This window comes from Variovorax atrisoli 110B, from assembly GCF_000382045.1.
GTDB lineage: Bacteria > Pseudomonadota > Gammaproteobacteria > Burkholderiales > Burkholderiaceae_C > Variovorax > Variovorax atrisoli.
Map to the genome: position 1 here is coordinate 585,167 of NZ_KB907452.1, position 12,232 is coordinate 597,398.

Genomic DNA, 12,232 nt, shown 5'->3' on the forward strand with positions numbered 1-12,232 from the left:
CCCCCAGAGGGGAAGACGCTGCCCGGCAGCTGGCGCAAGGAGGCGCCATGAGCCGCCTCGTCGTCATCTCCAACCGCGTGGCCGACCCGCGCAAGCCCGCCGCCGGCGGCCTCGCCGTGGCGCTGGGCGAGAGCCTGCAGCAAAGCGGCGGCCTCTGGTTCGGCTGGAGCGGCCAGATCGTCGAGGACGGCCCGACCGGAGAGGGAGAGCTGCACCGCCACCAGGCAGGCAAGGTCACGCTGGCGACCATCGACCTCAGCCGCGAGGACCACGACAGCTACTACCTCGGCTACAGCAACGACGTGCTCTGGCCGGTGTTCCACGACCGTCTCGACCTCGCGCACTTCGAGGCCGGCTTCGTCGGCGGCTACCGGCGCGTGAACCAGCTGTTCGCGCGCAAGCTGCTGCCGCTCCTGAAGGACGACGACATCATCTGGGTGCACGACTACCACCTGATCCCGCTGGCAGCCGAACTGCGCGCGATGGGCTGCAGGCAGCGCATCGGCTTCTTCCTGCACATTCCGCTGCCGCCGCAGATCATCCTCGCGGCGATTCCGCAGCACGCCTGGCTGATGCGCTCGCTGTTCTCGTACGACCTGATCGGCTTCCAGGCGCAGCAGGACGTGCAGCACTTCGAGCACTACGTGCGCAACGAGGCCAACGGCGAGTACCTGGGCGACGACATGTACCGCGCCTACGGCCAGACGGTGCGAAGCGCGGCCTTCCCCATCGGCATCGACGTGGACGAGTTCGCGGCACTCACGCATGCGAAGGAATCGCGCGACATGTACGAGACCATGAAGCGCGAGTACTCGCAGCGCCGGCTGCTGCTGGGCATCGACCGGCTCGACTACTCCAAGGGCATCCCGCAGCGGGTGCGGGCGTTCCGCGAGCTGCTGGCGAACTACCCCGAGAACCGCCGCAGCGCCACGCTGATCCAGATCGCCTCGCCCACGCGCGAGACGGTCGACGCCTACGGCGACATCCGGCGCGAGCTCGAATCGCTGTGCGGCGCCATCAACGGGGACTACGGCGAGCTCGACTGGATGCCCGTGCGCTACATCCACCGCATGGTGGCGCGCAAGCGCGTGCCGGGCCTGTGCCGTGCGGCGGCCGTGGGCCTGGTGACGCCGCTGCGCGACGGCATGAACCTCGTCGCCAAGGAATACATTGCGGCGCAGGACCCTGCCGACCCCGGCGTGCTGGTGCTGTCGCGCTTCGCCGGCGCCGCCGAGCAGCTGAAGGAAGCGCTGCTGGTGAACCCCTACGACACCCACGGCACCGCCGAGACCGTGCAGCAGGCGCTGCAGATGCCGCTGGAGGAGCGGCGCGAGCGGCACCAGAAGCTGCTGTCGCGCATCCGCGAACACGACATCCACTGGTGGCGGCGCAGCTTCCTCGAGGCGCTGCGGGAGGCGCCCAGCGAGCGCTGACCCCGCGTGGCCGGCGGCTCACCAGCCGGTCAGGAGCCGCACGAATCGCATCACCGGCCGCGCCAGCGCGGGAGCGGCGGTCTTCGCGGCCATCGCCGGGGCCTTGGGCGCGTGCACCCGCAGGTGCACCGGCGTCAGAGCCGAAACCTCGATCCACCCTCCGTGCGGCAGGCGGTGCATGTCGCCCTCCTCGAGCAGCGACTCGGTCATGAAGACCGTCTCGCCGAACCAGCCCGGCGGCGACACCACGCGGGCGCGCCCCTCCGCCAGCTGGAGCCATGCGCCGGCCTCGACCGAGGTGCGCAGGGACTGGCCGGGTTCTAGAACGATGGAATCGGGAGCCTGGGAAAGTGTGGTGATCATGGCGGCGAAGCTCGGTTGGACGAGGCTTCATCGTAGGAATCCCGCTGCCCGGAAAACAGGCACACGCCATGGCTATTGCGACCGGAACAGCGGGGCCGGAAACGCATCTGTTATGGTCGTTTTCCCGGGCAACTGCATCTGTTTTCGGATGCCCGATGCGGGGAACATCGATCCATGGACTCGCTACCGCTCTACCGCCAGCTTTCCGCGCACTACGTGGATGCGATCCACACCGGCTCGCTCAAGCAGGGTGACAAGCTGCCCTCGCTGCGCAGCCTGATGCGGCTGCACGGCATCAGCCTCTCGACCGCGCTGCAGGTCTGCCGCGCCATGGAAAGCGACGGCTGGGTCGAGGCGCGCGACCGCTCGGGCTACTTCGTGCGCCGACCGCAGCGCCTGGCCATCGCGCCGATGGAGGAGCCGGTGGCCGACGTGCCGCCCGATCCAGCGCAGTTCGTGAGCATGCGCACGCGCATGGCCAACTTCATGGCGCGCGGGCGGCATACGGGCGTGAAGCTCAACTTCGCCATCGCCCGCGCGGCGCCCGAGCTGTATCCCGCCGAGGCGCTGCGCAACTCGATGACGCGCGCGCTGCGCCAGCGGCCCGAGCTGCTGACCACCGCCTCCTCGCAGAAAGGCCACGAGCAGTTCCGCGAGGCCGTGGCGCAGCGCAGCCTGCGCGTGGGCATGACGGTGGCGCCCGACGAGGTGCTGGTCACCAACGGCTGCATCGAGGCGCTGAACCTCGCGCTGCGCGCCATCGCCAAGCCCGGCGACACGGTCGCGGTGGAGTCACCCACCTTCTACGGCCTGCTGCAGGTGCTCGAAAGCCTGGGCCTGCGCGCGCTGGAGATCCCCACCAGCCCGCAGACCGGCATGTCGCTGGAGGCGCTGGACCTGGCGATCCACACCTACGACGACATCAAGGCGGTGGTGGTGGTGCCGCACCTGCAGAACCCCATCGGCAGCGTGATGCCCGACAGCCACAAGCAGCGGCTCGTGCACCTGTGCGAGAGCCACGGCATCGCGCTGGTCGAGGACGACACCTACAGCGACCTCGTGGAAACCGACGCGCCGCTGCGCGCGGTCAAGTCGTGGGACCGTACGGGCAACGTGATCTATTGCGCCTCGCTGCACAAGGTGCTGGCGCCGGGGCTGCGGCTGGGCTGGATCACCGCCGGACGCTGGCACGCGCAGGTGGAGATGCTCAAGTACGCGCAGACCCGCAACAACGAGGCGCTGGCGCAGATCGCCGCGGGCGAGTTCATCGCCAGCGGCGCCTATGACCGCCACCTGCGCCGGCTGCGCGAACGGCTGCACACGCAGCGCGACCAGACGGCCGACGCCATCGCCCGCTACTTCCCGGCGGGCACGCGGCTGAACCTGCCGCGCGGCGGGCTGCAGCTGTGGGTGGAGCTGCCGCAGCAGCGATCGTCGGTGAGCGTGTTCGAAGCCGCGCTGCGCGAACAGATGCTGGTGTCGCCGGGCGCGCAGTTCTCGAACTCCGGGCGCTTCGACAACTACCTGCGCATCAACTGCGGCTGGCCGTATTCGAAGGCGGTGGACGCGGGGCTGCGGCGGCTCGGCGAGATCGTGTCGGCGGTGCAGCCCTCGCGCTAGGGCGCGTCGACATTCAGACGCGGCCGCGCGATTCAGACGATGTAGAACAGGACGGCGTCGCGCCTTGCGGCAGCGCCCGCGAAGAAGCGCTTGACGCCCTCCATGAAGCCCGCGAGGTCCTGCGCGCCCTCCTGCCAGACCTTGGCCCAGTACAGCTCGCCGAACTTCGCCGGGTCGGCCGTGAAGCGGCCCACCAGCGCCGCCACGTCGCACTGCGCGAGCCGGGCCGCGGCGCGCTCCACATGGGCGGCCGTGAGGTAGATGCAGGCCAGGCCATCGGTGCCGTCGAGCTCCTCGCCGTCGACCGCCTCGGGCATCAGCGTGCGCACCACGTCCCAGGCCTGCTCCACGGTCTGGCTGTCGTGGGGGCCGCCCTTGGCCGCGGCTGTGTTCAGGAAGCCGGAGACGGTGGACGGATCGATCACCAGCGCACGCAGCCGGTAGCGGTCGAGGGCGTGGAAGGCGGCGCCGATGCTCAAGTGCTGGGCTCCATGCGGGCAGCGCGCGCCACCGCCGCGAGCGCGATGCTCACGCTGTCGATGTTGCGCTGCGCGTTGTCGATGTTCCGGAAGTGGTCGGGCGCGCAGATCTGGTTGAGCAGCAGCGTGCGCTTGAAGTGCACCAGCGCCTGGCGCAGGTCGCCTTCCTCCTGCGCGATCAGGCCCAGGTCGTTGTGCGCATTGGCGGCCGACGACGAGATGCCGCGGCAGTTGCGCTGCTGGATGCCCAGCGAGCGCTCGAACAGCTCGCGTGCCCGGGGAAAGTCGCGGCGCGCCATGAACAGGCTCGCGAAGTTGTTGAGCATGTCGGAATGCAGCTCCGCGTCGCCCTCGCCCGGCGGGAGCTTGTCGAGGTGCACCAGGGCGCGCGCATAGCAGAGCTCGGCCTTCGCGTCCTGGCCCGACTCCGCATAGAGGAAGGCCAGGTTGTTGAACGCACGCACCACGCCGTCGCTGGAGCCGCCTCCGGCCTCGGCCACCGCCATGGCGATGGTCTTCTTGTAGAGCGCCTCTGCCTCGTCGGCGCGTCCGGCCGCGGCATGCAGCAGCGCCAGCGTGTTGGTCGGCCCGCGCCGCCAGCTGTCGTCCAGGCCCAGCTGCGCAGCCACGGCGAGCGCCTCGTCGGCAGAGGCCTGCGCCTTCTCGTTCCAGCGCAGCCGGCGGCACAGCTCGGCATGGCTGGACAGGTGGAGCACCACGCTGCGGTGCGCCCCGCCGTGCAGCCGGCGGGCGGCGGCGATGGCCTCCGCGCAGGACTGCTCGGCGCTCTTCAGGTCGCCCTGGGCGAGCGCGGCGCGGTAGCGGGCCTCTTGGTCGTCGAGCAGCTTCAGCAGCACGCCCTGATCGTCGGAAGCGGCGCCGCGCGCCTTGCGCTGCGCGATGGCGACCAGCGTCAGGTCGAGCGCCCTGCGGGCCACGTCCATGTCCTCCGCCGGCATGCCGAGCATGCGGCCGATGGACAGGCTCTCCTCGAGGCTTGAGCGCGCCTTGTCGAAGGCGTCGCTCTGGTAGCAGGCCTGCCCGAGCATGCACAGCGTCATCGCGAGGTTCTGGTGCGGCCCCTTGAACACGCGGCGCGTGGCGGCGACGATCTGCTCGCCGATGGCGACGGCCTGCGCCCAGTCGCCGGCCTCGGCGGCGGCCACGAAGCGCTCCTGCAGCTTGTTGGCTTCGGCCAAGGCCGCAAGGTCGTAGTCCTTGGCGGCGTCCCTCGGCGCGTGGCGCAGGGATGCGGGGCGCGCCGCGGCGGAGGGGGTTTCTTCGTCCTCGTCCTGACCCTGCGCCTGCAGCTGGTCCATGCGCCGATGAATCCACCAGAGGTCGAACAGCATCCACGGCAGCAGCACCGCCAGGCAGAAGCGGCCGCCCGGCAGGCCGGCGATGCCGTAGCCCAGAAGCCCCATCTGCCCCGCGCCGCCCAGGTAGCTGCCCAAATAGAAGCGGTGCGCGCCGATGAAGCCCCCCACCAGCCACAGCAGGTAGGCGAAGGAGCGGCGGCGAGGCAGCGGGGTCATGGTTCGCCAGGTTGCGTGGGCTCGACCGTCCGTTCGTTCGTTCAGTCGAGCAGCGCGAGCGCGGCGTAGTCGCCGACCTTGTCGCCCAGGCCGGCGGGCATCAACTGCACGCCCCGCGTGAGCGGCGGCAGCTTGCCATCGATCTGTGCCTGCAGCCTCGGCAGCAGGAAGTCACGGTGATGCCAGAACACGCTGCCGCCCAGGCTGATTCCCTGCAGGTCGAGGGTGGCGATCAGGTTGTAGAGCATGCGGCCCATCACGCGGCACAGTGCATCGACGATTTCCAGCGAATGCCGCTCTCCGGCCGCCGCCGAGCTGAAGACATCGGCTGCCGATTGACCGAAACGCCGCGCGATCGAATTGCCGGCGATCAGCCCCTCGACGTCGCCCACGTTGCCGCAGCCGCACAGCGCGCCGCTCGCATCGTCCACCACGAAGCTGTGGCCCGCGTGGCCGGCATTGCCGTTCTTGCCGCGCAGCGCACGGCCGTCCACGCACAGGCCGACACCCACACCCGTGCTCCAGGTGACGTACGCGCAGCTGTCCATGCCCTTGAGGGCGCCCCAGTGGCGCTCGGCCTCCAGCGCAGCCACCGCGTCGTTCTCGACTCGCACGCGGGCGAACCGCCTGGCCAGCGGTGCCTCGATCAGCGCAGTCATCCAGTTGTTGGGCAGGCCACGTGCAGGACCGGCGATGCCGCCGCAGATGTTGGGCGTAGCCAGCTCCACCATGCCCTCGTGCAGCTCGAACGGCCCGGCCGACGAGACCCCCACGCGGTCGATGCTCGCCGGATCGACCCCCTGCTGCGCGCAGACCTCGTCGATCATCCGCATGATCTGCACAGCCACCGCGTCGTTGTCACCGGTCTTGGCCGTGGGCTCGCTGAGGCGGCCGATCAGCGGCGCGTCGCTGGAGGCGGAAAGGCTCACGGCAACCTTGGTGCCGCCGATGTCTACGCAGGCTCTCATCGTTGTTCGTCTTTTCCTTGATTGTTCGTCTTCTCTACAGGAGGCGCGCCACCAGCGCCGCGATCATGCTGAGCACCACGGTGCTCGCGATCGGCAGCTGCCACTCGCGGCCGAAGGCGCGGAACTCGAAATCGCCGGGCAGCCGTCCGAAGCCGAAGCGGCGCAGCCAGGCGGTCAGGCCGCTCATGAGCACCAGCGCGAGGACGACGACGATCAGCCAGCGAAGCATGGGCAACAGTCTAGGCCGAGAGAATGGCCATCGCTTGTCGGTGGAGTTCGGGCGTTGCCGCCGCGATCACCCGGCCGTCGGATTTCAGGCCCAGCGGCTGGCCCTGCCAGTCGGTGACGACGCCGCCGGCCGCCTCGATCAGCCCGGCCGGGCCGAGGTAGTCGTAGGGCTGCAGGCCGGTCTCGACCACGAGGTCGATGGTGCCGCCCGCCAGCTGGGCGTAGCCGTAGCAGTCGCCGCCGAAGCGGCGCATCGCGCACTGGCGGCTGAGCCTGTCGAAGGCGCTCCAGTCGGCCGGCGCGAAGATGTCGGGCGAGGTGGTGACGATGCGGGCCTTGGCCACTTCGGTGCAGCCGCTCACGCGCACCGGCTGGCCGTCGCGCGTGGCGCCCTGGCCCGCCACGCCGATCCAGCGCTCCTTGAGCACCGGCATGTCGATCATGCCCAGCGCCACCCGCCCGCCCTGCAGCACGCCGATCAGCGTGCCCCACAGCGGCGAGCCGGTGATGAAGCTGCGCGTGCCGTCGATGGGGTCGAGCACCCAGATGCGCTCGGCATCGAGCCGCTCGGGGCCGTGCTCCTCGCCGTAGATGCCGTCGGCAGGCGCCCGGGCGGCGAGGATCTCGCGCATGGCCGTCTCGGCGGCGCGGTCGGCCAGCGTGACGGGGCTTTCGTCCGCCTTGGTGATGATGTCCAGCGGCGTGCGGAAGTAGTGCATCGACTTGGCGGCGGCGGCATCGGCCAGCGCTTGGGCGATCGGCGAGAGGTCGGAAGAGGAGGAGCTCATGAAAGAGTTGGAGACGCTTGCCAAAACCTGCAATTAGACCCGAGCCGGGGCGGGTTTGACACGGCGGGGCAGCCAGCCCTAGCATGGCCCGGAAATTGCCACGAACTACGACAAATGGCTTCTTTCACACACCTGCGCACGGCGCTGCTCGCCTTCATGCTCGGCACCGCGGCCCTGCTGGCCCGCGCCACGCCCTCAGACACCGAAGACAAGCTGATCGACACGCTGATCCAGCGCGTCTCGAAGATGAGCTCGATGATCTTCCTGCGCAACGGCAGCGAGTACAACGCCTCCGACGCCGCCAGGCACATGCAGGCGAAGTACGACTACTTCAAAAAGGAACTGCTCACGGCCGAGGACTTCATCGAGCGCTGCGCCTCGCGCTCGGAGATGACCGGGCAGGCCTACAGGGTCAAGCTCACCAACGGTACGGTGCGCGACGCCAACGAGTTCCTCAACAGCGAGCTGCGCGCGCTGCGGCAGGCAACCGGCGCGAGGAAGGCCGGCGGATAGCCGCCGCGGGCCGGCAAGCCAGCAGCTAGCGCTGCTGCCCCCAGCGGCGCACCGTCAGCCGCTCCAGCGTCCTGAAGCCCAGGCTCTCGACCAGCAGGCCGATCAGCACCACCAGGGCGAGGCCGGCGAAGACGCGGTCGGTGTAGAGCTCATTGCGGTTCTGGAAGATGTACCAGCCCAGCCCGCCCTTGCCCGACGAAGCCCCGAACACCAGCTCCGCCGCGATCAGCGTGCGCCAGGCGAAGGCCCAGCCGATCTTCAGCCCCGACAGGATCGACGGCAGCGCCGCCGGCACCAGGATCTGCAGCACGTAGCGCAGCCCCCTGAGCCCGTAGTTGCGCCCGGCCATGCGCAGCGTGTCGGGCACGCCCTGGAAGCCCGCGTAGGTGTTGAGCGCCAGCGGCCACAGCACCGAATGGATCAGCACGAACACCAGGCTGCCGCGTCCGAGCCCGAACCACAGCAGCGCCAGCGGCAGCAGCGCGATGGCGGGCAGCGGATTGAACATGGAAGTGAGCGTGTCCAGCAGGTCGCGGCCGATGCGCGTCGACACCGCCAGCGTGGTGAGCGCGAAGGCCAGCAGCACGCCGGCGATATAGCCCTGCAGCAGCACGGCCAGCGAGATGCGCACCTTCTCGATGAGCTCGCCGCTTGCAAGCCCCTCGAACAGTGCCGCCGCGGTGGCGGTGAAGGTGGGCAGCAGCAGGTCGTTGTTCTGCCACCGTGCTGCCAGCTCCCACAGCACCGCGATGGCGGCAAGGATCAGCCCCTTGCGCAGCCAGGCCTGCGACCAGATGCGCTCGCCCAGCGGCAGCCGGCGCTCGACCGGCACTTCGGTGAAAGGCTCGAGCGTGCGCTCGTATTCAGGGCGGATCGGCGGGATGACGGTGCTCATGGTGTGTTGCTCCTTCCCCCGCTGGGGGAAGGCTGGGATGGGGGCAGGCAGAGCGCTCGACGGATGCGCCGCTTGCCCCCACCCCTGCCCTCCCCCAGAGGGGGAGGGAGAAAGATCGGGCTCATGGCGCAGCCTCCACTTGCTGTTCTTCCTCGAACAGCATGTCGTGGATGCGCTGCGCCGTGCCCTGGAATTCTGCGCCGCCCAGGCTGTCGAGCGTGAAGGCGTGGCTGTTGATCTCGGCGCGCATGCGCCCCGGATGCGGCGACAGCAGCGCGATGCGGTTGCCCACCACCAGCGCCTCCTCGATGGAGTGAGTGACGAACAGCAGCGTGAAGCGCACCTCGTCCCAAAGCTCGAGCAGCTCCTGCTGCATCCTGCGGCGGGTGAGCGCATCGAGCGCGGCAAAGGGCTCGTCCATCAGCAGCACGCGCGGCTGCATCGCCAGTGCGCGTGCGATCGCCACGCGCTGCTTCATGCCCCCGGAGAGCTGGTGCGGATGCACGTCGGCGAACTTCGAGAGGCCGACCTTGTCGAGGTAGTGCAGCGCGCGCTCGGCCGCTTCCTTCTTGCCGAGCGTGCGCGAGGCCAGCAGCGGGAACATCACGTTCTGCTTCACGGTCTTCCACGGCGGCAGCTGGTCGAACTCCTGGAACACGACGATGCGGTCGGGGCCGGGTTGCGCCACCCGCCTTCCGTCGAGGCGGATCTCGCCCTCGACCGGCGGGATGAAGCCCGCCACGGCCTTCAGCAGCGTCGACTTGCCGCAGCCCGAGGGACCGAGCAGCACGAAGCGGTCGGCGGCATGGACGTCGAAGCTCACGCGGTGCGTGGCGCGCACGACGCGCTCGGGGGTGCGGTATTCGAGGCTGACGTTGTCGACCTGCAGCAATGCCTGTCCCTTGGCGTCTTGCTCCCTCCCCCGCTGGGGGAGGGCTGGGGTGGGGGCAGACGGCGCCCGCGCATTCACCGCCCTGCCAGCCCCCATCCCAACCTTCCCCCAGAGGGGGAAGGAGTCGAACCCCGAAGACGCCTCGGCCATGCTCATCAATTCCCCGACACGTTCTGCGCGTCGTCGAAGAAGTAGTCCTTCACCGAAGCCGGCTTGTTCTTGATCGCACCCACGCGGTGCATGAACTCGGCCAGCGGATAGGTGTTCTGCGGCGTGGTCTTGAACTGCACCTCGGGGTTCTTGATGATCTTCAGAAGCAGGTCGCGATCGAGCTTCGCGTTGCTCACCTTGAGGTAGATGTCGGCCGCCTTCTCAGGATTGGCGGTGACGAACTTTGCCGCCTCGTCGAGCGCATCGACGAAGGCCTTGTACGTCTTCGGGTTCTCGCTGCGGAACTTCTCGGTGGCGTAGAGCACCGTCGCCGACGACGGGCCGCCCAGCACCTGGTACGAGTTGAGCACGATGCGCGCGTTCGGGTTGCCCGCGAGCTCCTGCTCCTGGAACGGTGGATTGCCGAAGTGCGCCGTGATCTCCGTGCCGCCCTTGATGATGGCGGCCGCTGCATCGGGATGCGGCACCGCCACGCTGATCTTGTCGAGCCTGTTGAATTCCTTGTCGCCCCACAGCTTCGCCGAGGCGAACTGCAGCACGCGCGACTGCACCGACACGCCCACCGCGGGCAGCGCGATGCGGTCCTTGTCGGTGAAGTCGGCGATCGACTTCACGTTCGGGTTGTTGCTCACGAGGTAGTACGGGAAGTTGCCCAGCGAGGCCACGCCCTTCACGTTCTGCTTGCCCTTGGTGCGGTCCCACAGCGTGAGCAGCGGCCCCACGCCGGCACCTGCGATCTCGATGTTGCCCGACAGCAGCGCGTCGTTCACCGCCGAGCCGCCCGAGAGCTTGACCCACTCGACCTTGGCGTCGATGCCCGCGGCCTTCGCATGTTTCTCGATGAGCTTCTGCTCCTGCGCCACGTTGAGCAGCAGGTAGACGATGCCGAACTGCTCGGCGATGCGGATCTGGCCTTCGGCATGCGCGGAAAGGCTGCCGGCCAGGAGGCCGAGGCCGGCGAGGAGCGCCGCGGCTTTGCGGGTGAAACGGTTCATTTTTGTCGGAAGCAGGGAATGGAAAGAATCAGAAAGGCGTGTCGCCGACGATCGTGGTGCGGTTGAGGCGCCGGCGCAGGTGGTCGGGCGTGCCGGCTGCCAGGTGCATCAGCGAGCGGTTGTCCCAGAACACCAGGTCGTGCGGCTCCCACTTGTGGCGATACACGAACTCGGGCTTCACGCTGTGCGCGAACAGCTCGGCGAGCAGCGCGTCGCTCTCTGCCTGCGGAAGCCCGACGATGCGCGTCGTGAAGTGCTCGCTGACGAACAGCGCCTTGCGTCCCGTCTCCGGATGCGTGCGCACCACCGGCTGCACGGCAGGCGCGACCTGGTCGATCTGCGCCTGCGAAAGCTTCGGCCGCCACGGGTTCTTCGCGCGCAGTTCCTCGTACTTCGCGAGATAGCTGTGCTCGGCCTTCAGCGGCAGGATGCGCTGCTGCAGCTCGGGGCTCAGCGATTCCCATGCGAGATGCTGGTCGGCGAAGAGCGTGTCGCCGCCTTCGCTGGGAAGCTCCTGCGCGTGCAGCAGCGAACCGAGGCTGGGCTTGGGCTTGTACGAGATGTCGGAGTGCCAGTAGACACCCGCATCGCCGAGGCCGATGGGCTCGCCGTTCTCCTTGATGTTGGAGACGATGAGGATCTCGGGATGGTTCTTGAGCTGGAACTGGTGCAGGACGTGGATCTCGAGCGGGCCGAAGCGGCGGCTGAAGTCGATGTGCTCCTGCGGGGTGATCTGCTGGTTGCGGAAGACCAGGACGTGATGGTCGAGATGGGCCTTGTGGATGCGGGCGAAGTCTTCGGTGCCGATGGGCTTCGAGATGTCGAGGCCGAGGATTTCGGCGCCTACGGGGGCGGGGAAGGGGCGGACTTCGAAGTGCTGCGAGGGGGCGTCTACCTCGCTGGTTAGGGCGGCAGTCATGCCGGGAATGTAGGGGGCGGGGTTGGGATCGCCAACGAACTCTTTGTTGCTAGCTTATGACTATGTTTTTGGCGGGACTGGGGCTTGGGCTGGCTCATTGCGTTGGCGCTTGAGTCTTGGTGAGACTCTGAGTAGTTGCTTGCCACCCGGGGGGCCGCCCGGCGGGTTTTTATCTTGATGAGAAGTTGTTTCGGGTTTGCTTTCCGGGGCCGGGTCTCGGCCCGGCGGCCGACCTACTTTTCTTTGCTTCGCCAAAGAAACGTAGGCAAAAGAAAGGCGACCCTGCTGTCTGCGTCCCTCCGCTTCGCTACGGGCAACCTGCGGTGCTCGACGTAGGAGGGGGTCCGCAGAACTCGCTCCACTGCGTTGCGCTCAGACAGCTGCGGCCCTTGTCCCTCCTACGTCTGCGCTCCTCGGCGCAGCCAGAAGGGAG

The 12,232-nt window shown here is 68.6% G+C and carries 13 protein-coding genes; 3 read left to right on the forward strand and 10 right to left on the reverse strand.

Annotated elements, in window-relative coordinates; all coding sequences use genetic code 11:
• Positions 1–47: 47 nt before the first annotated feature.
• Positions 48–1,433 carry an alpha,alpha-trehalose-phosphate synthase (UDP-forming) gene (gene otsA / locus G369_RS0113760; protein ID WP_019654586.1) on the forward strand — a complete coding sequence of 462 codons (1,386 nt, stop codon included), beginning with the start codon at positions 48–50 and terminating at the stop codon, positions 1,431–1,433.
• A gap of 18 nt (positions 1,434–1,451) precedes the next feature.
• Here otsA and G369_RS0113765 read toward each other — a convergent pair whose 3' ends face one another.
• Positions 1,452–1,796 (reverse strand): hypothetical protein, encoded by a 345-nt coding sequence (locus tag G369_RS0113765; RefSeq protein ID WP_019654587.1) that lies wholly within the window; start codon positions 1,794–1,796, stop codon positions 1,452–1,454.
• A gap of 174 nt (positions 1,797–1,970) precedes the next feature.
• Here G369_RS0113765 and G369_RS0113770 point away from each other — a divergent pair, with 174 nt between their 5' ends.
• Positions 1,971–3,416 (forward strand): aminotransferase-like domain-containing protein, encoded by a 1,446-nt coding sequence (locus G369_RS0113770; protein ID WP_019654588.1) that lies wholly within the window; start codon positions 1,971–1,973, stop codon positions 3,414–3,416.
• 32 nt (positions 3,417–3,448) lie between these two features.
• Here the strand turns inward: G369_RS0113770 and G369_RS0113775 are convergent, their stop codons facing one another.
• The 5 genes from G369_RS0113775 to hisN are packed head-to-tail and all read right to left on the reverse strand — an operon-like array spanning position 3,449 to position 7,414.
• Positions 3,449–3,895, reverse strand: coding sequence for a DUF1877 family protein (locus tag G369_RS0113775; RefSeq protein ID WP_019654589.1), 447 nt, complete (start codon positions 3,893–3,895; stop codon positions 3,449–3,451).
• A complete protein-coding gene (locus G369_RS0113780) occupies positions 3,892–5,430 on the reverse strand; it encodes a tetratricopeptide repeat protein (RefSeq protein WP_019654590.1) in 1,539 nt (512 codons plus the stop codon). Before G369_RS0113780 ends, G369_RS0113775 begins: the two co-directional genes overlap by 4 nt.
• Positions 5,431–5,471: 41 nt before the next feature.
• Positions 5,472–6,398 carry an ROK family protein gene (locus G369_RS0113785; protein ID WP_019654591.1) on the reverse strand — a complete coding sequence of 309 codons (927 nt, stop codon included), beginning with the start codon at positions 6,396–6,398 and terminating at the stop codon, positions 5,472–5,474.
• A gap of 34 nt (positions 6,399–6,432) precedes the next feature.
• Entirely contained in the window at positions 6,433–6,627 is a 195-nt protein-coding gene (locus tag G369_RS0113790) for a DUF2905 domain-containing protein (protein ID WP_019654592.1), read from the reverse strand.
• 10 nt (positions 6,628–6,637) lie between these two features.
• On the reverse strand, positions 6,638–7,414 hold the full coding sequence (gene hisN, locus G369_RS0113795) for a histidinol-phosphatase (RefSeq protein ID WP_019654593.1): 777 nt from the start codon (positions 7,412–7,414) through the stop codon (positions 6,638–6,640).
• Between the two features lie 114 nt (positions 7,415–7,528).
• Between hisN and G369_RS35790 the strand changes: the two genes are divergently transcribed.
• The gene (locus G369_RS35790; protein ID WP_019654594.1) at positions 7,529–7,927 is read left to right on the forward strand and encodes a DUF5329 family protein; all 399 of its coding nucleotides are present in this window, start codon (positions 7,529–7,531) and stop codon (positions 7,925–7,927) included.
• Between the two features lie 25 nt (positions 7,928–7,952).
• Here G369_RS35790 and G369_RS0113805 read toward each other — a convergent pair whose 3' ends face one another.
• The 4 genes from G369_RS0113805 to G369_RS0113820 all read right to left on the reverse strand — a co-directional run bounded on the left by G369_RS0113805 (position 7,953) and on the right by G369_RS0113820 (position 11,799).
• Entirely contained in the window at positions 7,953–8,822 is an 870-nt protein-coding gene (locus G369_RS0113805) for an ABC transporter permease (protein ID WP_019654595.1), read from the reverse strand.
• Positions 8,823–8,943: 121 nt separating this feature from the next.
• Entirely contained in the window at positions 8,944–9,870 is a 927-nt protein-coding gene (locus G369_RS0113810) for an ABC transporter ATP-binding protein (RefSeq protein ID WP_440870404.1), read from the reverse strand.
• Positions 9,870–10,880 (reverse strand): ABC transporter substrate-binding protein, encoded by a 1,011-nt coding sequence (locus tag G369_RS0113815; RefSeq protein WP_019654597.1) that lies wholly within the window; start codon positions 10,878–10,880, stop codon positions 9,870–9,872. The genes G369_RS0113810 and G369_RS0113815 overlap by 1 nt, the downstream gene beginning before the upstream one ends.
• 28 nt (positions 10,881–10,908) lie before the next feature.
• Positions 10,909–11,799 carry a TauD/TfdA dioxygenase family protein gene (locus tag G369_RS0113820; RefSeq protein ID WP_019654598.1) on the reverse strand — a complete coding sequence of 297 codons (891 nt, stop codon included), beginning with the start codon at positions 11,797–11,799 and terminating at the stop codon, positions 10,909–10,911.
• Positions 11,800–12,232: the final 433 nt, after the last annotated feature.

Bases quoted from the DNA above. Each gene is read 5' to 3' on its own strand.
- otsA (WP_019654586.1), top strand. From the start codon at position 48: ATGAGCCGCCTCGTCGTCATCTCCAACCGCGTGGCCGACCCGCGCAAG.
- G369_RS0113765 (WP_019654587.1), bottom strand. From the start codon at position 1,796: ATGATCACCACACTTTCCCAGGCTCCCGATTCCATCGTTCTAGAACCC.
- G369_RS0113770 (WP_019654588.1), top strand. From the start codon at position 1,971: ATGGACTCGCTACCGCTCTACCGCCAGCTTTCCGCGCACTACGTGGAT.
- G369_RS0113780 (WP_019654590.1), bottom strand. From the start codon at position 5,430: ATGACCCCGCTGCCTCGCCGCCGCTCCTTCGCCTACCTGCTGTGGCTG.
- G369_RS0113785 (WP_019654591.1), bottom strand. From the start codon at position 6,398: ATGAGAGCCTGCGTAGACATCGGCGGCACCAAGGTTGCCGTGAGCCTT.
- G369_RS0113790 (WP_019654592.1), bottom strand. From the start codon at position 6,627: ATGCTTCGCTGGCTGATCGTCGTCGTCCTCGCGCTGGTGCTCATGAGC.
- hisN (WP_019654593.1), bottom strand. From the start codon at position 7,414: ATGAGCTCCTCCTCTTCCGACCTCTCGCCGATCGCCCAAGCGCTGGCC.
- G369_RS35790 (WP_019654594.1), top strand. From the start codon at position 7,529: ATGGCTTCTTTCACACACCTGCGCACGGCGCTGCTCGCCTTCATGCTC.
- G369_RS0113805 (WP_019654595.1), bottom strand. From the start codon at position 8,822: ATGAGCACCGTCATCCCGCCGATCCGCCCTGAATACGAGCGCACGCTC.
- G369_RS0113810 (WP_440870404.1), bottom strand. From the start codon at position 9,870: ATGAGCATGGCCGAGGCGTCTTCGGGGTTCGACTCCTTCCCCCTCTGG.
- G369_RS0113815 (WP_019654597.1), bottom strand. From the start codon at position 10,880: ATGAACCGTTTCACCCGCAAAGCCGCGGCGCTCCTCGCCGGCCTCGGC.
- G369_RS0113820 (WP_019654598.1), bottom strand. From the start codon at position 11,799: ATGACTGCCGCCCTAACCAGCGAGGTAGACGCCCCCTCGCAGCACTTC.